Source organism: Micromonospora sp. C81 (assembly GCF_018070425.1).
Classification (GTDB): Bacteria; Actinomycetota; Actinomycetes; order Mycobacteriales; family Micromonosporaceae; genus Micromonospora; species Micromonospora zamorensis.
In genome coordinates this window covers 295,014-315,440 of sequence record NZ_JAGPXS010000001.1, presented here as the reverse complement: position 1 = coordinate 315,440, position 20,427 = coordinate 295,014, and the positions used below count along the sequence as shown (strand labels likewise).

18 protein-coding genes are annotated in these 20,427 nt (G+C 69.9%); 8 read left to right on the top strand and 10 right to left on the bottom strand.

The window, feature by feature from the left end; translation table 11 throughout:
- Positions 1 to 51: 51 nt before the first annotated feature.
- Positions 52 to 636 carry a helix-turn-helix domain-containing protein gene (locus KBX46_RS01515; protein ID WP_141909729.1) on the top strand — a complete coding sequence of 195 codons (585 nt, stop codon included), beginning with the start codon at positions 52 to 54 and terminating at the stop codon, positions 634 to 636.
- Between the two features lie 73 nt (positions 637 to 709).
- Here the strand turns inward: KBX46_RS01515 and KBX46_RS01510 are convergent, their stop codons facing one another.
- Together KBX46_RS01510 and KBX46_RS01505 are read right to left on the bottom strand one after the other, a co-directional pair.
- Complete coding sequence (locus KBX46_RS01510) at positions 710 to 1,372, bottom strand: response regulator transcription factor (RefSeq protein ID WP_210789955.1); 663 nt, start codon at positions 1,370 to 1,372, stop codon at positions 710 to 712.
- On the bottom strand, positions 1,369 to 2,499 hold the full coding sequence (locus KBX46_RS01505) for a sensor histidine kinase (protein ID WP_210789952.1): 1,131 nt from the start codon (positions 2,497 to 2,499) through the stop codon (positions 1,369 to 1,371). The genes KBX46_RS01510 and KBX46_RS01505 overlap by 4 nt, the downstream gene beginning before the upstream one ends.
- Before the next feature lie 143 nt (positions 2,500 to 2,642).
- Here KBX46_RS01505 and KBX46_RS01500 point away from each other — a divergent pair, with 143 nt between their 5' ends.
- Genes KBX46_RS01500 through KBX46_RS01490 form a run of 3 tightly spaced genes read left to right on the top strand, consistent with a single transcriptional unit; the run spans position 2,643 to position 5,830 of the window.
- Positions 2,643 to 3,632 carry a carboxymuconolactone decarboxylase family protein gene (locus tag KBX46_RS01500; protein ID WP_210789950.1) on the top strand — a complete coding sequence of 330 codons (990 nt, stop codon included), beginning with the start codon at positions 2,643 to 2,645 and terminating at the stop codon, positions 3,630 to 3,632.
- A gap of 9 nt (positions 3,633 to 3,641) precedes the next feature.
- Complete coding sequence (locus KBX46_RS01495; RefSeq protein WP_210789948.1) at positions 3,642 to 4,094, top strand: DUF6220 domain-containing protein; 453 nt, start codon at positions 3,642 to 3,644, stop codon at positions 4,092 to 4,094.
- The gene (locus tag KBX46_RS01490; protein ID WP_210789947.1) at positions 4,091 to 5,830 is read left to right on the top strand and encodes a multicopper oxidase family protein; all 1,740 of its coding nucleotides are present in this window, start codon (positions 4,091 to 4,093) and stop codon (positions 5,828 to 5,830) included. The genes KBX46_RS01495 and KBX46_RS01490 overlap by 4 nt, the downstream gene beginning before the upstream one ends.
- A 47-nt stretch (positions 5,831 to 5,877) precedes the next feature.
- On the opposite strand, the gene KBX46_RS01485 is transcribed toward KBX46_RS01490, so the two are convergent.
- The 6 genes from KBX46_RS01485 to KBX46_RS01460 all read right to left on the bottom strand — a co-directional run bounded on the left by KBX46_RS01485 (position 5,878) and on the right by KBX46_RS01460 (position 12,586).
- Complete coding sequence (locus KBX46_RS01485) at positions 5,878 to 7,845, bottom strand: discoidin domain-containing protein (protein ID WP_210789945.1); 1,968 nt, start codon at positions 7,843 to 7,845, stop codon at positions 5,878 to 5,880.
- 153 nt (positions 7,846 to 7,998) lie between these two features.
- Positions 7,999 to 8,178, bottom strand: a complete 180-nt coding sequence (locus KBX46_RS01480; protein ID WP_099854229.1) for a hypothetical protein — start codon at positions 8,176 to 8,178, stop codon at positions 7,999 to 8,001.
- A gap of 19 nt (positions 8,179 to 8,197) precedes the next feature.
- Positions 8,198 to 9,076, bottom strand: coding sequence for a carbohydrate ABC transporter permease (locus tag KBX46_RS01475; protein ID WP_088948546.1), 879 nt, complete (start codon positions 9,074 to 9,076; stop codon positions 8,198 to 8,200).
- A gap of 11 nt (positions 9,077 to 9,087) precedes the next feature.
- Positions 9,088 to 10,062, bottom strand: a complete 975-nt coding sequence (locus KBX46_RS01470) for a sugar ABC transporter permease (protein WP_307871320.1) — start codon at positions 10,060 to 10,062, stop codon at positions 9,088 to 9,090.
- A 70-nt stretch (positions 10,063 to 10,132) separates the two neighbouring features.
- Positions 10,133 to 11,455, bottom strand: a complete 1,323-nt coding sequence (locus KBX46_RS01465; protein ID WP_088948545.1) for a carbohydrate ABC transporter substrate-binding protein — start codon at positions 11,453 to 11,455, stop codon at positions 10,133 to 10,135.
- 153 nt (positions 11,456 to 11,608) lie between these two features.
- Positions 11,609 to 12,586, bottom strand: a complete 978-nt coding sequence (locus KBX46_RS01460) for a LacI family DNA-binding transcriptional regulator (RefSeq protein ID WP_231927417.1) — start codon at positions 12,584 to 12,586, stop codon at positions 11,609 to 11,611.
- Between the two features lie 118 nt (positions 12,587 to 12,704).
- Between KBX46_RS01460 and KBX46_RS01455 the strand changes: the two genes are divergently transcribed.
- Complete coding sequence (locus KBX46_RS01455; protein ID WP_210789943.1) at positions 12,705 to 14,528, top strand: beta-galactosidase; 1,824 nt, start codon at positions 12,705 to 12,707, stop codon at positions 14,526 to 14,528.
- A 61-nt stretch (positions 14,529 to 14,589) separates the two neighbouring features.
- Here the strand turns inward: KBX46_RS01455 and KBX46_RS01450 are convergent, their stop codons facing one another.
- Together KBX46_RS01450 and KBX46_RS01445 are read right to left on the bottom strand one after the other, a co-directional pair.
- The gene (locus KBX46_RS01450; protein ID WP_210789940.1) at positions 14,590 to 15,915 is read right to left on the bottom strand and encodes a hypothetical protein; all 1,326 of its coding nucleotides are present in this window, start codon (positions 15,913 to 15,915) and stop codon (positions 14,590 to 14,592) included.
- A gap of 530 nt (positions 15,916 to 16,445) precedes the next feature.
- The gene (locus KBX46_RS01445) at positions 16,446 to 17,045 is read right to left on the bottom strand and encodes a TetR/AcrR family transcriptional regulator (RefSeq protein WP_210789937.1); all 600 of its coding nucleotides are present in this window, start codon (positions 17,043 to 17,045) and stop codon (positions 16,446 to 16,448) included.
- Between the two features lie 91 nt (positions 17,046 to 17,136).
- Here KBX46_RS01445 and KBX46_RS01440 point away from each other — a divergent pair, with 91 nt between their 5' ends.
- The 3 genes from KBX46_RS01440 to KBX46_RS01430 all read left to right on the top strand — a co-directional run bounded on the left by KBX46_RS01440 (position 17,137) and on the right by KBX46_RS01430 (position 20,427).
- Positions 17,137 to 18,105 carry an NADP-dependent oxidoreductase gene (locus KBX46_RS01440; RefSeq protein ID WP_210789934.1) on the top strand — a complete coding sequence of 323 codons (969 nt, stop codon included), beginning with the start codon at positions 17,137 to 17,139 and terminating at the stop codon, positions 18,103 to 18,105.
- A 219-nt stretch (positions 18,106 to 18,324) separates the two neighbouring features.
- Entirely contained in the window at positions 18,325 to 19,305 is a 981-nt protein-coding gene (locus tag KBX46_RS01435; RefSeq protein WP_210789932.1) for a DUF2804 domain-containing protein, read from the top strand.
- A gap of 138 nt (positions 19,306 to 19,443) precedes the next feature.
- Entirely contained in the window at positions 19,444 to 20,427 is a 984-nt protein-coding gene (locus KBX46_RS01430) for a zinc-binding alcohol dehydrogenase (protein ID WP_088948538.1), read from the top strand.

The window sequence follows — 20,427 nt, the reverse complement described above, 5'->3', positions numbered from 1 at the left end:
CTGAGCCCACCATGCGTCGCCCCCGGCCAGGTGGCAACTATCCTTGCCGTTATGGCAAACGAGGACTCCGCCGCGCTGGCGGCTGTCGGCCCCCGGCTGCGTGCCCTGCGCAACCAACGCGCGATCACGCTGACCCAGCTCGCCGACCTCACCGGCATCTCGGTGAGCACCCTGTCCCGGCTGGAATCCGGCAGCCGCCGGCCCACCCTGGAGCTGCTGCTCCCGCTGGCCCGCGCCTACCAGGTGGCGCTGGACGAACTGGTCGACGCCCCGGCCACCGGCGACCCTCGCGTACGCCCCAAACCGATCGTCATCCACGGCATCACGTTCCTGCCGTTGACCCGCCGACCGGGCGGCCTGCAGGCGTTCAAACAGATCTTCCCGCCGGATCCGTCCGCCGGGGAGCGAACCCCGCAGGCCCACGAGGGGTACGAGTGGCTGTACGTGCTGTCCGGCCGACTGCGCCTGCTGCTCGGCGACCGTGACCTGATGCTGACCCCGGGCGAGGTGGCCGAGTTCGACACCCGGGTCCCGCACCTCGTCCTCAACCCCGGCCCCGGCACGGCCGAGGCCCTCAGTCTCTTCGGGCCGCAGGGGGAGCGGTTGCACGTTCGCGCCCGACCCGCCGCGGGCTGAGGCGCTGGCCCCGCTGGTGGCAGGCCGGGCGGCAGCGGGCTTGCGACCATGGTCTGCGCCACCGGACCGGTGATCACCGGCGACGCGGTGTGATCAGCCCCGACTCGTACGCCCACACGACCAGCTGGGCGCGGTCGCGGCAGTGCAGCTTCGCCATCGCCCGGTTGACGTGCGTCTTCGCCGTCAACGGACTGATCACCATTCGCAGGGCGATCTCGTCGTTACCCAGCCCTCGGGCGACGAGTTCGACGATCTCCTGTTCGCGCGCGGTCAGCACCTCGCGTCCGGCCGCTGACTCGGCCGGCGGTGGGCCGGCCACGAACTCGCTGATGAGCGTACGTGTGACGGCCGGGGCGAGTAGCGCGTCGCCGCGAGCCACGACGGCAACGGCCTGCAACAGGTCGGCGGGGTCGGCGTCCTTCAGGAGGAAACCGCTGGCGCCGGCGCGGAGTGCGGCGAACACGTAGGAGTCGAGCCCGTAGTTGGTGAGGATGAGGACGCGGACCGCGGCGAGGTCGGGATCAGCGGCGATGCGCCGGGTGGCCTCGATACCGTCGAGCCCCGGCATCTGCACGTCCATGAGCACGACGTCCGGCCGTAGGCGTCGCGACAGTTGGACGGCCGATGTGCCGTCGGTGGCCTCGCCGACCACCTCCAGGTCGTCCTCGGCGTCGAGTAGTGCCCGGAATCCGGCCCGCATCAGAGCCTGGTCGTCGACGAGCAGGACTCGAATCATGGTGGGCCGTCCAGGGGGAACGTCGCCCGTACCGTGAATCCGTGGTCGTCGCGGGCGGCGGCCCGCAGGGTGCCGCCCAGCCCGGTCACCCGTTCCCGCATGCCGCGCAGGCCCACGCCGGGTGTCGTCGTCCGGTCCGGCGACGCCTGGCCGTCGTCGGCGACCGAGACGGTCAGCTGCGCCGGGGCGTACTCGACGTGGATCTGCGCGGTGGCGGGACCGGCGTGGCGGGCCACGTTGGTCAGGGCCTCCTGGACGACGCGGTACCCGGCCTGGTCGACCTCGGCGGGTAAGTCCCGGGGCCGACCGGTGACGGTCACCTGCACCGGTACGCCGGCCGCCCGGGTCCGCTCGGCAAGCTCGTCCACCCGGGCCAGTCCGACGGGGTCTCCGTCGGTGGGGGAGCGGAGAACGTCGAGCGTCGTGCGCAGTTCCCGCATCGCGGCGCCGCTGGCCTCCTGGATCGCCAGCAACGTGGCCGACGGTTCCTCGCCGTGCTTGCGGGCCAGGTGCACGGCGATCCCGGCCTGGACCTTGATCACGGAGATGCTGTGGGTCAGCGAGTCGTGCAGATCCCGGGCGATGCGCAGGCGCTCCTCCCCGGCACGACGCAACGCCATCTCCTCGCGGGTGCGTTCGGCCTCGATCGCCCGTTGTTCGACCTGTTCCAGGTACGCCCGACGCTGCCGGGCGACGAGCCCGGCGACGTTGGCCGCCACAAACCAGCCCAGCAGGAGGGCGGTCCGCTCGACGATCAGCTGCCCGGGCCGGTCGGCGGGCGCGACCGAGATGTCGCGGGCCAGGAAGCCGCCGAGGAAGACCAGACTGGCCGAAGCGGTGGCCGATCGGTGCCCCCGCCAGGCGGCGACGTACGCCACGCCGAGGACGGGGAACGCCGCGGACACCCCAGGGTGCACCCGGACGTGCAGGGCCAGCATGGCGGCGGTCACCACGCCCAACGCCACCACCGGGCGACGCCGGCATACCGCCAGGCCCGCCGCCATGACCAGGACCAGCAAGACGTCGACCACCCGCACCGGAGCGGCGTCCGGCGCGAGCGCGGCATTGCCGAGCAGGAGGCCACCGAGGGCGAGGCCGCTGAGGGCGTACGGCAGGTCGCGACGCATGCTCGCACTGTAGAACGGGCCGCCACCAGCGAGCATCCACCGCCTGCGGTAGGTGGGCGTACTGCGGACGCGGTATCGGCGGCCAGCCAAGTGCCTGCGGTGGCACGACGCTTTTCCGACCCCTCAGGTCAAGCATCGAACCCATGACATACCGCTTCTTCACCCCCGCTCCAGCGAGTACGGCGACCGGTCTGACCGGCGAGGTCTACCGGCAGCTGAGAGACGAGTTCCTCGGGCCGGCACCCACCTTCCAGGCGCTCGCGGCCGTGCCGGAGGTGCTGGCCGCGACCTGGTCGCTGATGCGTGAGGCCCTGCTCGCCGGGGACGGGTCCCGGGTCGACCGCGAGATCGTCGCGTCGGCGGTGTCCCGGGCCAACCGCTGCCGGTTCTGCGTCGACGCCCACGTCATGCTGCTGCACGCGCTGGGTGAGCACGAGGTGGCCGAGGTCATTGCCCGTGGCGGGACGCCGTCCGAGCCGAGGCACGCCGAGCTCGCCGCCTGGGCGGAGGCGAGCCGCAGCCCGATGGCCGCCGGCTGGACCAGTCGGTACGGCCCCGAGGTCACCGGCACCCTGCTCGTCTTCCACTTCATCAACCGGGTCGTCTCGGCGCTGCTCGACCCCGATCTGCTGCCCGGCGGCCTGCAACGCTCCTCAGTGGTGCGGTCGGTCGGGGGCCGGCTCTACGCCAGGACGGCCCGGGAACCGAGGCAACCCGGCCGCAGCCTCCCGCTGCTCGACGCCGGTATGACGGAACCACCGGCCTGGGCGGGGGAGAGCCCGGTCGGCGTCGCGTACGCGGCCCTGAGGAACGCCGCCGTCCAGTGCGGGGACCTGCTGGGCGACGTGGCGCGCCAGACCGTCACGGCAACCGTGCGCTGGGAGGACGGCCGCTACCCCGCCCGACCCTCGGACTGGGCCGTCGACCTGGTCCGGGACGTACCCGGAACGGACCGCGTCGGGACCCGGATCGCGTTGCTGGCGGCGTTCGCACCCAGCGCGATCAGCGTGGGCGACGTGGCCCTCTGGCGGCTCTCCCATCCCGCCGACGCCGACCTCGTGCGGCTCGTCGCGTACGGGGCGATCACGGCCACCGATCACGTCGCCCGGGCCCTGACCTCGGCACACCTCTAGGAGCTCACCATGCGCAAGGCATTCGTCATCGTCAGCATCCTGTTGCTCGTCTCGTTCGCCCTGCAGTTCGTCTTCGCCGCCGTGGGCGGGTTCACGAAGCCCGCCGGCGACGGCGCGTACGCCCTGCACAGCGTCAACGGCATGGCGGTCATCCCCGTTCTCACAGTGCTCACCGCCCTGTTCGCCGCGCTGGCGAAGGCGCCGGGCCGGATCATCGGACTGGCGGTCCTGCCTGTCGGGCTCGTCGTCGTGCAGGCGCTCATCGCCATGCTCGCGAACGCGTCCACCGACGCCGCCGGCGCCAGCACGCCGCTCGGCCTGACCATCGCCGGGCTGCACGCGGTCAACGGAATCATCGCTGTGCACGTCGTGGTCGGCGTGTTGAGGGCAGCGCGACAGCTGGACCGACCGGAACCGGTCGACGCCGCACCCGTGACGGCTCTCGAGGGGGAGCCGGCATGACCACCGGCTCGCTGCTCGCGGCCGACCTCGTGATCGCGGTTTTGGCGGCCGGCGGATGGCTGGGCGGTGGCGCGGCGTCCGCCGCTCGGCGTCGCCCGCTCGCGCTGGGGCTGGCGGCCTTCGCGCTGCTCGCCACGCTCGCCCGCGCGGTCACGATCACCGCGCTCGCCCGGACCGGCTGGTGGTTCGCGGCGGAGAAGGTCCTCATCGCCGCCCCACTGTCGCTCGCGGCGGTCGCCGTCGCCGGGCCGCGGCTGCTGCGGGCCGCGGGTGACATCCGGTCCGTCGCGGTCCCGCTCCTCTTCGCCGGGTACGCGCAGAGCAGCGCCCTGCTCGTGACGCTGCTGCACGGCTATCCGGCGTCGGCGGGTGTGGGACTGCTGGCGGTCGCCGGGGTGCTGGCGGCAACGGCGGTCTCGTGGCTCGCCCTCGGCGCGCGCCCGTCCCGGACGGTGTCCCGGGCGGCCCTCGGGGTGGCGATCGCGGCGCTGGTCACCGGAACCGGGCTGGTCGTCGCCCCGACCGCAGCGCCCGGCGTACCCCACGATCATGAATACGGGGATGCGCGGACCGTCGGCGAACCGACCAGGCGGTTCACCCTGACGGCCGCGACCGCCACGGTGCGGGCGGGCGGCCGGGACGTCGCGGCGTGGGCGTTCAACGCGCAGGTCCCCGGGCCGGAGCTGACGGCCACCGTCGGCGACGTCATCGAGGTGACCTTGCGCAACCGGGACATCGCCAAGGGCGTCACCCTGCACTGGCACGGGTACGACGTGCCGAACAGCCAGGACGGGGTGCCCGGAGTGACCCAGGCGGCGGTCCGGCCCGGGCAGGAGTTCGTCTACCGGTTCCGTGCCGACCAGGTCGGCACGTACTGGTACCACACGCATTCGGTCTCCGACGTCGGCGTGCGGATGGGCCTCTACGGTGTCCTGGTGGTGCGCCCGACGGCGGTGACCGGCGTCGACGTCACAGTGCCGGTGCACACCCTGGCCGGTGTCGCGCTGCCCGAGCCGAGAACCGAGCCGGTGGAGGCGGGGGTGCCCGTGCGGCTGAGGCTGATCAACACCGACAGCACGACGCACCGGTACGCGTTGGCCGGCACCCCGTTCCGGGTCGCCGCGATCGACGGATCCGACCTGCACGGCCCGACCCCGCTCGTGGACACCGCCGTGTCGATCCCGGCCGGGGGACGCTACGACCTGGTGTTCACCGCGCCCGCCACGCCGGTCGCCCTGTTCGTCGATGGCCGGGCCGTCTACTCGACCGGACCGGTCTCGGCGGCCACCACCGCCTGGCCGGTGTTGGATCCGCTCACCTACGGCGGCGCTTCCGCGGTGCCGTGGTCCCGGTTCGACAGGGAGTTCACCCTCGTTCTCGACCGCGGCCTGGACCTGCGGGGACTGCTCCCGCGATACGCCCACACCGTCAACGGCGCGGCCGACCCGGACATCCCACCGCAGGTCGTACGCCTCGGTGACGCCGTGAAGTTCACGATCGTCAACCGGTCCCAGATCGTGCACCCGTGGCATCTGCACGGCCATCACGTCCTGGTGCTGTCCCGCAACGACCGGCGGGCGACGGGCAGCCCGTTGTGGTTGGACTCCTTCGACGTACGCCCCGGCGACGTGTGGGAGGTGGCGTTCCGGGCCGACAACCCCGGCACGTGGGCCAACCACTGCCACAACCTGGCGCACGCCGAAGCCGGGATGACGCTGCACCTGATGTACTCGTGAGGGAGCCTCCGGCGCGATGCCGGAGGCTCCCTGGTGTTTGTGCCCGGTCAGTTGAGGGCGTAGATCTCCGCGGCGGTGGTCCACGGGTTGCCGTTGACCTCGCTCAGGGCGCGCAGCCGCAGGTACTGCCCGGTCTTGGCGGTGAACCGGACCTCCTTCTGGCTGGCGTTGTTGGCGAAGGTGCCGGTGGCCACGGCCGTTCCCCAGTTGACGCCGTCAGTGCTGACGTAGACCTCGTACTGGCCGATGCGCCCGTTGGCGGCGCCGCCACCGCTGTCCTGCCGGGGCAGGTAGCGGATTCCGGAGACGGAGTAGCTCGCACCGAGATTGATCTGGATCTCGTGGGGCATCGGGGCGTTGCCGCCGGTGTACCTGGTGTGCCAGATCGTGCTGAGGTTGCCGTCGAAGGCGTTGGTGGCCGCCCCGTTCTCGGCGGCGGTCTCCTGGCTGTCCGTGTACTTCAGCGACCAGCCGGTGCGGGGGATGACGCCGGCGCTGGGCACGCAGACCGTGCTCAGCTGGTGCGCGCCCCGGTCGGGACGGCATCCCTGGGTGACGGCGCCACCGAAGTAGTCGCGGCTGCCCGGGGCGGTCATGACCTGGCCACTCGCCAGTGCCGGTGAGCCGGTGCGCAGCCGGTAGCCACCGGCGTCACTGATCGAGGTGGCGGTGCCCGGCGCGACGAACAGCGGATCCGCGGTGATCTTGTTCGAGTCGGCGGGCTCGCCGGCCGGGTGCTGGCCGTAGAACACGTTCGAGTCGAACAGCAGAGCGCCGGCGTTGTAGCTGGCCTGGGTCGTGGTCACGTAGAAGATGTTGTTGTAGAACTCGACATTGGCGCCGGCTGAGCCGTTGCCGTTGTTGATGATCTGGGCTGCCTCGCCCACGTAGAAGACGTTGTTGTAGATCTTCGTGTTGGTGAGCTTCCCGCAGACCAGGTCGAAGATCTGGCCGCGGTCGTTCTGGCTGATGTTGTAGCGCACGATGTTGTCCTTGGTGGTGGAACCCCCGCCGTTGCACAGCAGGATGAAGCCGCCCTCGTTGTCGTGGCTGTAGTTGTACTGGTAGATGGTGCGGATGTTGCCCTCGTCCAGGTCGAGGCCCTGGCCGTCACAGGTGCTCCGGCCACCGCTGACCTCGTTGAACTGGAACAGGGCGTCGTTGATGTTCCAGCCCCAGATGCCGGCGGCGCACTGCGCTGGCTCGCGGACCCGGAAGCCGTCCACCCGGTTGTTCTCGACCAGGGCGCTCTGGGTGTGGTGCACGTCGATGGCGTCGCCGCCGATGTCGGTGACCGTGTTGCCGCGTACGACGACCCGGGTCTGCGGAAGCCAGTTTCCGCAGGTGGAGCCGCAGTTCGGGTTGGCCAGCTCGGGTCGGACCATCCAGCGGGTCCAGAAGTGGATGCCGTAGCGGTCGACGGTGGCGATCGTGTTGTTGTTGATCAACACGTCGTCGAACTTCGTCTGCGTGGTGTAGCCGAGGACCTCGAAGAAGATGCCGGCGCTGGCGTCGTCGTCCTTCTTGGTCTGGTTGCCGTTGACGTCGTGGACGCTGAGCCCGGTCACCCGGTAGTAGGTGCCGGTGCCGGAGTTCTCGCGGATGATGTGCACGCCACGGCGGGTGGCGATCGCCGACCCCTTGTTGGAGATGTCCAGGTTGCGGATCTCCCAGTACTGCTGGTTGTAGAGCTTGACCACGTCGATGACGGCGCCGTTGCCGGCCAGCACCGGCTTGGCGCCGCTGCCGTACGCGTCAATGATGATCGGTGCGCCGGCCGCGCCGGAACCCTTGGGGAAGAGTTGCTGGTTGGCGCAGGTCGTGCCTCGCCGGATCAGGATCTGATCTCCGGCGGCGAACGTCCTGGCGTTCACCGGCGTGAAGCTGTTCCAGGGACTGGCCTGGGTGCCGCTGCCCGAAGTGCTCGCGGAGCAGTCGACGTAGTAGTTCGTTGCGGCTGCCGCGGCGGGGGGCGCGGCGACGAGTATCGCGGTGGCTAGCGTGGTCAAAGCCACCAACGAGGACCTGAACAAACGCATCGGAAGTCCTAACCATGGGGGTGGTGGGGAGCAGTTCACTTCCTTGGAGCTGTCCTGCGCGTACGACCGGGGGTGAGGCCAGCGACGGGCCCGGGGGACCGCGGGCTCGTCGGCCGGCGCCGGTCCGGGTCACCGGAACTTTCGGTTGTAGTCCGCGAGAAGACCGATCAGCACGGCGAGCGCCACGAGCATGATCGCGAGGTTGCCCCATCCGACCGTGGGTCGAACGACCACCACGGTGACGACGCAGACGAGCGCGATCAGCAGCCGGGCGACGATGAGCAGAGTGGCACGCGTGGATTCCTTCATGACATCCCTTTCTCGGGCCTCAGCCCTTGACGCCGCCGGCAGCCATGCCCTGGATCAGGCGACGCTGGATCAGCGCGTACAGAAGCAGCACCGGCACGATGACGATGACCATGCCGGCGTAGAGCCGCCCGGGGTCCGCGGCCGCCTTCTGCGCGGCCATCAGGTTGAGCAGGCCGACCTGCAACGTCTTGCCCTCGCCGGGCAGCAGGGTCAGCGCGATGACGAAGTCGTTCCAGTACGCCAGGAAGTTGAACAGGATCACCGTGGTGACCGCCGGCCGGGCCATCGGCAGCATCACCCGCGTCATGATCCGGAACCGGGACGCGCCGTCCAGCAGCGCCGCCTCCTCGAACTCCGCTGGAATCGAGCGAAAGTACGCGGTCAGCAGATAGATCGTGAACGGGATCGAGGTCGCCGCGTAGACCAGCGAGAGCATCGCCGGGTTGTCGAGGAAGAACCCGTCCGGAAACACGTCGACCAGCGCGCGGTCCCAGTCGACCAGCATCAGGAAGATCGGCACGACGATGTAGTTGACGTTGACGAACAGCCCAGCCAGCAGTGCCACCTCGACGATGCCCTTGCCGCGGAACTCGTACCGGGCGACGACGTACGCCGCCGGCACCGAGACAGCCAGCACGAAGACCAGGCCGAGGAGCGTGACCAGGACCGACGTGGCGAAGTAGCGGCCCATCTGCGCACCGCCGAACGCGTCGACGTAGTTCTGCAGGTGCAGGCCCTCGGGCAGGGTCCAGGGGCTGCCGAAGAACTCGCTCTTGCGTTTGAGTGAGGCCACCAGCACCCAGGCGACCGGGATCACGATGAGCAGCGTGATCCCGCCGACGAGCAGGTGGGTGAGGCCACGGCCGGGCCGTGGACCGGATTTGTTGATCGTGGTCATGGGACTGTCCTCTAGAACTGGAGGGGCTCACGCCGGGTCGCGCGGCTCACCAGGAGCGACACGAGGAACGAGAAAGCGAAGATCACCACGCCGATGGCCATGCCGTAGCCGTAGGCCGAGTTCGTGTACGCCTGCTTGTACATGTAGCTGAGCAGCACCTCGGAGGCGCCGTCCGGGCCGCCGCCGGTCATCGCGCGAACCAGCACGAAGCTGAGGTTGACCGCGCTGAGGATGAAGAAGGTCAACGTCGTGCGCAGGTTCTGCCAGATCAGCGGCAGCGTGACGGCGAAGAACTGCCGGCTGGCCGAGGCGCCGTCGAGCGCGGAGGCCTCGTACAACTCCTCCGGGATGCTCGCCATGCTCGACATGTAGATGACCATGTAGTAGCCCAGCGACTGCCACAGCATCGCGGTCGCGACCGAATAGAGCACCACCTTCTGGTCGCCCAGCCAGACCTGTTGCAGTCCGTCCAGCGAGAGCAGCCGGAGTGTGCCGTTGAGCAGGCCGTTCTCCTGGTCGTATACGGCCGAGAAGATGGCCGCGATGACCACGACCGAGAGCACGTTCGGGATGTAGAGCACGAACCGGTAGAAGGTGTGGCCGCGCAGCTTCTGCCGGGTCATGACGGCCGCGAGGAACAGGCCCATCCCCATCGTCACCACGGTCACGACCACGAGCAGCGCGACAGTGTTCTGGAACGCGCGCAGGAACTGCTCGTCGTCGACGAGCTTGGCGAAGTTGTCCAGGCCGACGAACCGCATCTGCGCCGAGAAGCCGCTCCAGCTGTAGAGCGACATCCGGAACACGCTGACGGTCGGCCAGATCATGAACAGCGCGAACAGTGCCAGCGCCGGCAGCAGGCAGGCGGCGACGAACCGACCGTCGCCGCGCCGGCCGCGTGCGGCGGAGCCACGCGCTGACGCCGGGGACCTGCTGGGCGTACGCCTGCTGGTGCCCGTGGGTGGTGGAGTGAGGGTCGTCGTCACCGTGACCAGTCCTTGGTTCTCGCGGGGGAGGGGATCGGCGGCAGCCCGGTCCCGGGCTGCCGCCGGGGCGTCACTTGCCCGCTTGCCGCAGCTTCTCGCTGGCGTCGTTCAGCGCGGTCTGCCACTGGTCGACGGTCTTGTCGCCGCTGATGATGCTGTTCGCGGTGTCGAAGAGCGTGCCCTTGATGTTCACGCCCTCGACCGGCGCGGTGCTGGCGAAGCCACCAACCAGAGCGGTGACGGTCGGGTCCTCGTAGAGCTGGTAGAACGGGGCGATCTCGGCGGGCAGCGTCGAGGCGATGCCCTTGACCGGCTGGATCGCGTTGGACTTGGCGAAGATGCCGGCGGCCTCGTCGGAGTAGAGGTACGCGACGAAGTCCTTCGCGGCGTCCTTGTTCTGGGCTCCGCTCGGAACCCAGGCCGACTCGACGATCGTGGTCAGATAGCGCTTGCCACCTGCGGTGACCGCCGGCAGCGGAGCCATCGCCCACTCGAACCCGTTGGCGCGCGGCGCGTCCTTCATCTCACCGACGACCCACGTGCCGTTCGGCATGAACAGCGTCTTGTTGTCGAGGAGCGACTGCTGGTTCTTGGTGAAGTCCTGCTCGTTCGCGTACCCCACAGTGGTCTTCGCCGCGTAGCTCAGCAGCTTGGCGGTGATGTCCAGGGCCTGGCGGGCCTGGGCGGTCTTCCAGACGCCGTCGGAGTAGGTCATTGCGTCCTTGTAGAACTGGTCACCGCCCACGTCGGCGAGCAGCGCGAAGAAGAACGAGTCGAGGTAGCCCGCGGTCGGGTAGGTGAACAGCGCGATGCCCTCGGCCTTGGCGGTGTCGCCGAGCTTGAACATGTCGTCCCAGCTGGTGGGGACCTGCCACCCCTTCTGCGCGAAGAGACCCTTGTTGTAGACCAGGCCGGTCGGCGCGTAGTACATCGGCATCAGGTAGGTCTTGTCGTCGTTGTACGGGTTCGTGCTGAGGTTGCCGACGATCCCGTCGGCGAGCTTGGCCCGCACCGTGGTCTGCTCGCCCGGCACGGTCATGTCCAGGACGCCGGTGAGGTCCTCCAGCGCCTTGTCCTTGACCAGCGTCTCGGCGAGCGCGGCCTTGCGGCCCTGGGGCAGCACCACGACGTCCGGGAACTTGCCGGCCTTCATGTTCGGGCTGATCTCGTCCTCAAGCGTCTTCGAGAGCTGCAGCTGCACGTCCACATCGGGGTGCTTGGCCTTGTACGCCTCGACGACCTGGACGTACATGTCCCGGCCGTAGCCGCCCTCGAAGGCCGCGACCTTCAGGGTCTTCTTGCCGTCGGCGTTGTCGTCGCCTCCGGAACAGCCCGCGATCAGGCTGAGCGCTGTCGTCGCGACGACAGCAAGGACGATGGGTTTTCTCAACATGGGGGTGGTCCTCCGGGGCGGGGCGCACATCGGTGCGGGAGTGATCGGCGTGCACGGGGGCGCGGGCCGCTAGATCACTGGGGCGGGCCGCGCGTTGTTACTGTGGCACCCGTAACATGAGCCGTCAAGAACGATGTGTCGACGGCGTGACGATCAGCGGGCCCGCGGCGCCGCAGTCGACTCCCGGACTATCAGGGTCGCCGGCGTCAGCGTTTCGCCGTCCTCATCGGTGCCGAGCAGGAGTGCGACAGCGGCCGCCCCGGAGCGGTAGAAGTCCTGCCGAACGGTGGTGAGCGGCGGGTGGCAGTACGCGGCCAGCTCGATGTCGTCCACGCTCACGATCGACACGTCCTGCGGCACCGACCGCCCGCGCTCCCGCAGCGCCTTGATCACGCCGAAGGCCATCTCGTCACTGGCGACGAAGACGGCGGTGACCTCGGGAATCATCGCGAGGATCTGCCCCTGGCGGTAGCCCGACTCGGGCGACCAGTCGCCCTCCAGCGCTGGTGGCGCGTCGATCCCGGCGGCCGCCAGGCACTCCTGCCAGCCCTGCCGACGCTGCCGTGCCTCGATCCACTCGTCCGGCCCGGCCACGTGCCACACCTGGCGGTGCCCCGCGTCCAGCAGGTGCTGGGTGGCCGTGCGCCCCGCCTCGTGCTGGTCGATGCCCAGCACCCGCGCCCCGGTGGTGCGCGAGCCGTCCACCGTGACGGTGGGAATGTCCCGCGTGATGTCCTCCATCCGCTGGGTCACGGAGATCAGGGGGACCGCGATGATGATGCCGTCGACGCCCTGGTCGGAGAGCTTGAGCAGGGATTTCTCCATCAACGCGGTGTCCAGCTCGGCGAGGGTCGCGATGCTCACCGAGTAACCCGCCTGACCTGCCGCCGCCTCCACCCCGGCGGTCACCGCCGAGCGCGAGTAGTAGCCGCCGGCCTGCAGCAGGACCAGGCCCAGCGTGAAGCTCCGACCCGAGGACAGCAGTCGGGGAGCGCCGTTGTACCGGTATTTGAGCTGCTCGACCGCGTTGAGCACGCGACGCCGGGTCTCCGCGTTGACGTTCGGCGAGTCGCGCAGCGTGCGCGAGACCGTCTGCGCCGACACACCGGCGGCGCGTGCCACGTCAGCCATGCTCGGCTGCCTGCCACGCATTGTCGCCTCGGTCATCCGCCCCGCCCTCCTGAGAACCCGGTACGGCGGCATCCTAGCGCCATTGTTACGGATGGCACGGGTAACATAGGCTTCCGCCATGATCGAGACGACCCGGCCGGGCAACACACTGACACCGTTGAACAGGCCATCGCCCGCGCTCGGATGGAGCGACCGTCAGCTCCACCGACACGGCGTCCCCCACCGCATCCTCTCCGGCGCCCTGCACTACTTCCGGGTCCACCCGGAGCTGTGGCGCGACCGGATCCGGCGGCTGGCCGACCTCGGTCTCAACACCCTCGACACGTACGTGCCGTGGAACTTCCACCAGCCGCTCGCCGACCGCGCGCCCCGCTTCGACGGCTGGCACGACCTTGAGGCGTTCGTCGCGCTCGCCGGTGAAGAGGGTCTCGACGTCGTCCTGCGGCCCGGCCCGTACATCTGCGCGGAGTGGTCCAACGGTGGCCTGCCAGCCTGGCTAACCGCCCGCGACGTGGTCCTGCGCAGCTCCGACCCGGCGTTCACCGGGCCGGTCGAGCGTTGGTTCGACGAGCTGATTCCCCGCATCGCACGGCAGCAGACGCAGGCCGGCGGGCCGGTCGTGGCGGTGCAGGTCGAGAACGAGTACGGCAGCTACGGCGACGACGAGGCGTACCTGCGCTGGATTCGCTCGGCCCTGCTCGACCGCGGCATCACCGAGCTGCTGTTCACCGCCGACGGCCCCACCGAACTGATGCACGACGCCGGAACGGTGCCAGGAACACTGGCCGCGGCCACCCTCGGCTCGAAGCCCGAAGCCGCCCGTAGCCTGTTCGCCCGGCGCCGGCCCGACGAACCGTTCGTGGTCGCCGAGTACTGGAACGGCTGGTTCGACCACTGGGGCGAGCGACACCACGTCCGCGCGGTGGACAGCGCCGTCAAGACTCTCGACGCCATCATCGACGAGGGGGGAAGCGTCAGCCTCTACATGGCGCACGGAGGCACCAACTTCGGCCTGTGGGCCGGCGCCAACGCGGACCGAGGCCGGCTGCAGCCCACCATCACCAGCTACGACTCCGACGCGCCAATCGCCGAGGACGGCACGCTGACCGCCAAGTTCCACGCCATGCGCGCGGCACTGGGCGCGACCGGACAGCTGCGAGTTTCCGAGCGGATGCCGGTGCTCCCGCCGGCACAGGTGCCGCTGACCCACCGCGCCGACCTGATCGCCGGCGTGCGTGCCGTGCCCACCCCGGAGTCGACCGGTGCACGACCGGCCACCTTCGAGCAGCTCGGCCTGGACGCCGGGATGGTGCTGCTCACCGCCCACCCGAGGATCCCCACGGGTGACCACGTCATCATCCTGACCGACGTACGCGACCGGGCGATCGTCCTCGTCGACGGTGTGCCGATCGGTGTCGCCGACTCCGAGCATCCGGAGCTGCCGATTCGCGGCACCGGTGCGGCAGTGCGCCTGGAGATCCTGGTGGAGAACCTGGGCCGTATCAACTACGGCCCGCTGGTCGGTCAGCACAAGGGCCTGCTCGGGCCGGTGCTCGTCGACCGCCGGATCGTGCACGGCTGGACCAGCTCGCCGATCGCCCTGTCCGAGTGGACACCGGACGACCTGCGCCGCGCCACCTCTGCCGGACCCGCCAGCACCGGTGCCGGCTTCGCGGTGGCGACGGTGTCCATCGAGAAGCCGGCCGACACCTTCCTCGCCCTGCCCGGGTCGGTGCACGGCCTGGTCTGGGTCAACGGATTCCTGCTCGGCCGCTACTGGGACATCGGCCCGCAGGTGACGCTCTACTGCCCCGCGCCACTGCTGCGCGCCGGCGAGAACACGGTTGTCGTACTGGAGACCGACCGGCTCGGCCCGGTCCTGGAGTTGCGCGACCATCCTGAGCTGGGCCCCACCGAGGAGTACGTGGAGGAGTTCGACTGACCGTCTGACCGGGCCCCGGGTCGCCCGCCTGCGAGCGGTCGTCCGGGGCCCGACAGGTCGCTCAGGCGCGCTTGCGACGACGCTTCACCAGCAGGAATCCCAGGCCGACCGCGAGCACTGCGGCACCGCCGCCGGCGGCGAGCGGCAAGACGGTCGAGCGACCGCCACCGGCGGTGAGCTCCTCGGAGCCGAGCTCGGTGACCGGCTCGGAGCCGTCGGTCACGGCTTCCGTGCCGGTGCTCGCGCTTGCGCTCACACTGGGGGTGGGGGTGGGGGTGGGGCTGGGGGTCGGGGACGCGGACTTCGAGGGGGTCGCGTCGATGGCCGCGAGCGAATCGCCGTTGAGCGCGACCTTGACCTTCGCCTGGCCGCCGCCGGAGGAGACGACGGCGACGGACAGCTTGCTCGCCTTGTCCGTCAGTTTGGTGATGGCGTCCGCGTTCGTCGGTGCGTTGTTGGTGGCCGTCTTGTCCGCCGTCGTGGTGTCGATGAGTGACGAGGCACCGTAGGAGTCCTTGGGGACACGGTAGGCGTGGACGCCCTCGAGCTTCGCGTCGAAGTTGCCGGCCGCGTGGCGGTACTCGATGACGAGCCGGTCGCCGCCCAGGGCGATGTCCAGGGCCCGGACTCCGCTGCCCTTGCCGTGCAGGGAGCGCAGCGTGTAGACCCCCGACTTGGTGACCTTGAGAGACGCCCCGCCGTTGAGCCATCCGGCACGGATCATCTCCGGTGCGGAGAAGCCGGCCGGCCGGTACCCACCGGCCATGATGGTCGTGTGGCTGGCGCCCCCTGACTTGCACGCGCCCAGGTTGCCGCCGGTGCACTTGACGCGACCCTGGTGCCCGAAGCCCAGGTTGTGTCCGAGTTCGTGGCCGACCACGTCGATGCCGCTGGCGGTGCCGTACAGGTTGATCCAGGTGGTCGGGCCGGGGAGGGTGGCGAGGCCGGCCCAGGGGCAGTTCGTCTTCTGTGCCGGGAAGACGATCGACAGGCTCTCGTAGTCCTTGCCCGCGACCAGGCCGCGCTTGGTGAGCTCCTCCCGGGTCAACTGGTTGATCTTGCCCTGCGGGCAGCCGGCGGCGCTGAGGTCCAGCTTGATCGGGCCGAGGAACTGCTCCGGTACGGCGGGCACCAGCGTGTACTGCCCACGCGACAACTCCGACAGGTACGACGCGGCCGAGTCGCTCTTCGCGCCGAAGTAGGTGTCCGGCGTGGACGCCTTCACCTTGTCCGGAAACTGGAAGGAAGCGTCGTTGAACTCCACCAGAACGGGGAGGATCTTCCGCTTCACCGGTGCGGCGGCCGCGGGGGTGCCGGGGAGCACGGCGGTGGTCAGCACGGCGATGCCTGTGGCCAGAGCGATGCGGCCGAGGGCAGACAGCTTCATGGGGTCCTGTTCCTTCAAGGGGGGATGCCTGGGCGCCAAGGACGCCGGTGTCCGTGGCTGTACGACTGGTGTCGGCAGCGTCGGGCCGCGCCAGCCCGGCGGAGCTGAAGCGGCTGATGACGAGGGAGTCCTGCCGGTCTCGTGCAGGGTTCGCGATGGAGCCGTGGCCGCAGGTGGAGCCGGGCCGGCCGCCCGCGCTGGACCAGTGAGCTAGGGGCGAGCAGCGAAGGGGACGATCGGGAGGAAAGAAGTCAGGAGCAGCCGAAGCTGCCGCATGCACCACATCCTATGACATCCTATGTCTGATGTCGTATGAACCTAGGGTGCATCGATGTGTCCGTCAAGTGTTCGCTCCTGGGTCGACAGACTGAACATCGCCGGGGTGGGTCGCGACCCAGGCCCAGCGCCGTCACCGCACCGCCTCGGCGCAGCGCAGGCAGCCTCGACCGAAGTCGATCGGTGAGATGCAACAGTGCGCCCGCCCCGTGGAGGGCGAGCCCGCACTGTTCGTCAGACGCTGTTTGACGGCGTCAAAGAGCGTGCGGCGGCGGGTGGGGCAGCGGGTGGGCGCCTTCTGGGCGTAGGCCGTCGAAGATGATGGCAAGGTATCGCTGCCACAGATCCGGCGAGGCGTCCGGCACGTAGCTGGTGACGTGGTTGGGCGCACACATCAGCAGGATGACGTCGGCGCCGGTGACGTCGGCCCGCACGGAGCCGTGTTCACGAGCCCGATCGACAAGCTTGTGTACGGAGCGGAACATCTGCTCGCGGGCCCTGGTGACGTCCGCGTTCAGTTCGCCGGCTTCCTGTAGGAACGTCAGGTCGCGTTGCCGTTGTTGGTCCGCAGCGACGGTGAGGAACTCCAGCAGCGCGGCACCCGGGTCCGCCGCGTCGAGCAACCGTTCGCCCACGGCGTTGAGCGCGTCAATCCGATCGAGGACGATCGCGGCGAGCAGGTCATCCTTCGTGGCGAAGTGACGGAACAAAGTGCCCTTGCCGAGACCGGCCCGCCGGGCGATGTCGGCGACCGAGACGTCAAGGCCACGCGCCGCGAACTCATCGGCGGCGGCTGCCAGTAGCAGCCGTCGGTTGCGGGCGGCGTCGGCACGCAACGGGCGGGTCGGGGTCACGTTGCCACCCTAACAAGTTGACCGCGCGGTCCGTTTATTGCTAGCTTCGCGACCGACAACATGACCGCCCGGTCCGTTTATGGAGGAACGCATGAAGGCAGTTGTCGTGACCGGCTACGGGCCGCCCGAGCAATACACCGTGGGGGAGGTGCCGGTGCCCCAGCCTGGGCCGGGGCAGATCCAGGTCCGGATCGCCGCCGCCTCGATCAACCCGGCGGACGTCCGGCTGCCCAGCGGGGACTTCCGCGACGTCGTGGCGCTGGGGTTTCCGCACGTACCCGGGAACGACTTCGCCGGCACGGTCAGCGAAGTTGGCGCTGGCGTGACGGCCTATCAGGTGGGCGACGAGATCTTCGGTCAGGCTGTGCCGCGGGCGCTGCGGGCGATGGTCGGTGCGACCCGGCCGTCGCTGAGCACCGGCTCGCTGGCCGAGTACGCGGTCTTCGAGGCCGATACCCCGTTCCTGGCGCATCGCCCAGCTGGCCTCGACATCGAGCAGGCGGCCGCGCTGCCCACCGTCGGCCTGACCGCACGGGCACTTATGGCCGTCGCCAGAGTGCAGCCCGGCGAAACCGTCCTGGTCGTCGGCGCTACCGGCGGCGTCGGAACCGCCGTGATCCCGCTGCTGGCCGCCGCGAAGGCGCGGGTGATCGCCACGGCGACCGCCACGGACGCCGCCATTCTGCGAGCTCTCGGCGCCGATGAGACCACCGGTTACGCGGAATCCGGGTACCCCTCCGACGTCGACGTCGCCTTCAACCTGACCCTGCCGAGTGACCACCTTGCCGGAGTGGCCGACGCCATCCGCCCGGGCGGACGGCTCCTCACGATCACCTACCCGGTACCGCAGCAGGAGTGGATCGGCCGCGACGACGTCGGTCTGCACTTCGTGCTGGACATGGACGGCGCGTTGGGTGGGATGCGGGAAGTCGGTGAACTGGCAATCCGCGGAGAACTACCGGCCACGATCGGCCGCCGCTACACCCTCGACCAGGGCGCTCAGGCCTGCGTCGACTTCGTCCGCCGGCACACGACCGGCAAGCTCGTCGTCACCATGTGAATCACACCGCCATTCGGAGGTTGGAGCCGCAGTTCGCCGAGAGCGTCAGGTTCACGGTGGCGTTGTTCCAGTTCAGTTCGCTCGACCCAGCCTGAACGCCTTATCCGTCAGGCTGGCTGTACAGCCAGGCCCCGCTCACCTTTGCCACCGCGGCGACCGGCGCGCAGTGTCGGCCCGTGGTCGAGGGCCTGGGAGGGTGGCGGGGCTATCGTGCACCTCGTGACCCACGAACGCGAACTGTCCTCACCTGTCGAGCTGTGCCAACCGGGCGGGCGGCTCAATCCCGCGGCCGTCGGCTGGACACGCCGCCCGCTGCACACCGCGAACCTGCGCGGCTGGGGCCGGACCAAGCGGTGGGAGTACTGGGGCATCGTGACGCCGCAGCACATCATCGGGCTGGTCGCCTCGTCGCTGGACTACGCCGGTGTGCACAGCGTCTATGTGCTCGACCGGGCAAGCGGCACCGAGACGAAGGCCGACGTGGTGGTGCCGCTGGCTCGCGGGACGGTACTACCGCCGCACAGCGGCGTGGGCGAGGTTCGTGCACAGGGCGGTGGCCTGGCGATCCGGATCGCTCAGCGCCCGGACGGCACCGCCATCTCGGCGAGCGCCCCCGGAGTACGCCTGGAGGTGGACGTGCCGTTGCCGGCCGGCCACGAGTCGCTCGGCGTCGTCGTGCCGTGGAGCCCCACGCGATTCCAGTACACGGTCAAGGACGTCGGCCGCCCTGTCCTCGGCACACTGGAACTGCACGGCCAGACGTACGAGATCGGTGGGCCGGACGCGTTCGCCGTGCTGGACCACGGTCGCGGCAGATGGCCGTACGCGATCACGTGGAACTGGGCCGCCGGTGCGGCACCGGGACGGGCGATCCAGCTCGGCGGTCAGTGGACTGACGGCACAGGGGTCACCGAGAACGGCCTCTTCGTCGACGGCCGGTTGCACAAGATCGGCGAGGAGCTGCGTTGGACCTACGACCGGTCGGACTGGCTTCGCCCGTGGCGGATCAGCGGGGAACGGGTCGAGGCCGAGTTCCAGCCGTTCCACGAGAAGGTTGCCCGCACCAACCTGGGTGTCGTCGCGAACGAGACCCACCAGTGTTTCGGGCACTTCTCCGGCTGGGCGAAGACGGACGACGGGACGAAGGTGAGCCTCGACGGGCTCGTCGGCTGGGCCGAGGAGGCGCGCAACCGCTGGTAGCAGTTGCGTGGTCAGCCGGTCATCGGACCACTTCGAACTGTGGACACCTCCGCTCCGTGTTTATGATCGACAACCCGGGAGGGGCACGGAAGCCTGGCCGCTCGGTGCGGCCTCGAGTAAGAGGTGAGGTGCGCGACGGTGAACCGCGAGGCGTACGCCTGCTGGGTGCGTGAGCCCGGCGCGGCGGAGATCCGGCCTGTGACGCTGCCCGCTCCGGGGCCCGACGAGGTGCTGGTCCGAGCCCGGTACTCGGGGGTCAGCCGGGGCACCGAGACGCTGGTCTTCGCCGGCCGGGTGCCCGCCGACCAGCACGCCGCCATGCGCGCGCCCTTTCAGGAGGGTGACTTCCCCGGCCCGGTGAAGTACGGCTATCTCAGTGTCGGCGTGGTCGAGCAGGGCCCGCCGGACCTGCTCGGGCGCACGGTCTTCTGCCTGCACCCGCACCAGAGTGCGTACGTCGTGCCGGCCACCGCCGTGGTGCCCGTGCCGGACGGGGTGCCTCCGGCCCGGGCGGTGCTCGCCGGCACGGTGGAGACCGCCGTCAACGCGCTGTGGGACGCGGCACCACTGGTCGGCGACCGGGTCACCGTCGTGGGTGCGGGCATGGTGGGCTGCTGTGTCGCCGCGCTGCTCGCCCGTTTTCCTGGCGTGCACGTCGAGCTGGTCGACACCGACGCCCGGCGGGCCGGGGTGGCCGGCGCGCTCGGTGTCGAGTTCGCCCAACCGGACGACGCGACCGGCGACCGGGACCTGGTGGTGCACGCCAGCGCCACCAGTGCCGGCCTGCAACGCTCGCTGGACCTGCTCGCGCCGGAGGGCACTGTCATCGAGCTGAGCTGGTACGGCGACCGCCAGGTGCAGGTGTCGCTGGGTGGGGCGTTCCACTCCGGCCGGTTGAGCGTACGCAGCAGTCAGGTCGGGATGGTCGCGCCCGCCCGGCGTGGGCGGCGCAGCTACGCCGACCGGCTGGCGCTCGCCCTCGACCTGCTCGACGACCCGGCCTTCGACGCCCTGATCACCGGTGCGTCCCGGTTCGCGGAGCTGCCCGACGTGCTTGCCAGACTGAGCACGGGCGACCTGCCCGCGCTCTGCCACCTCATCACCTACGACGACGGGGAGTGA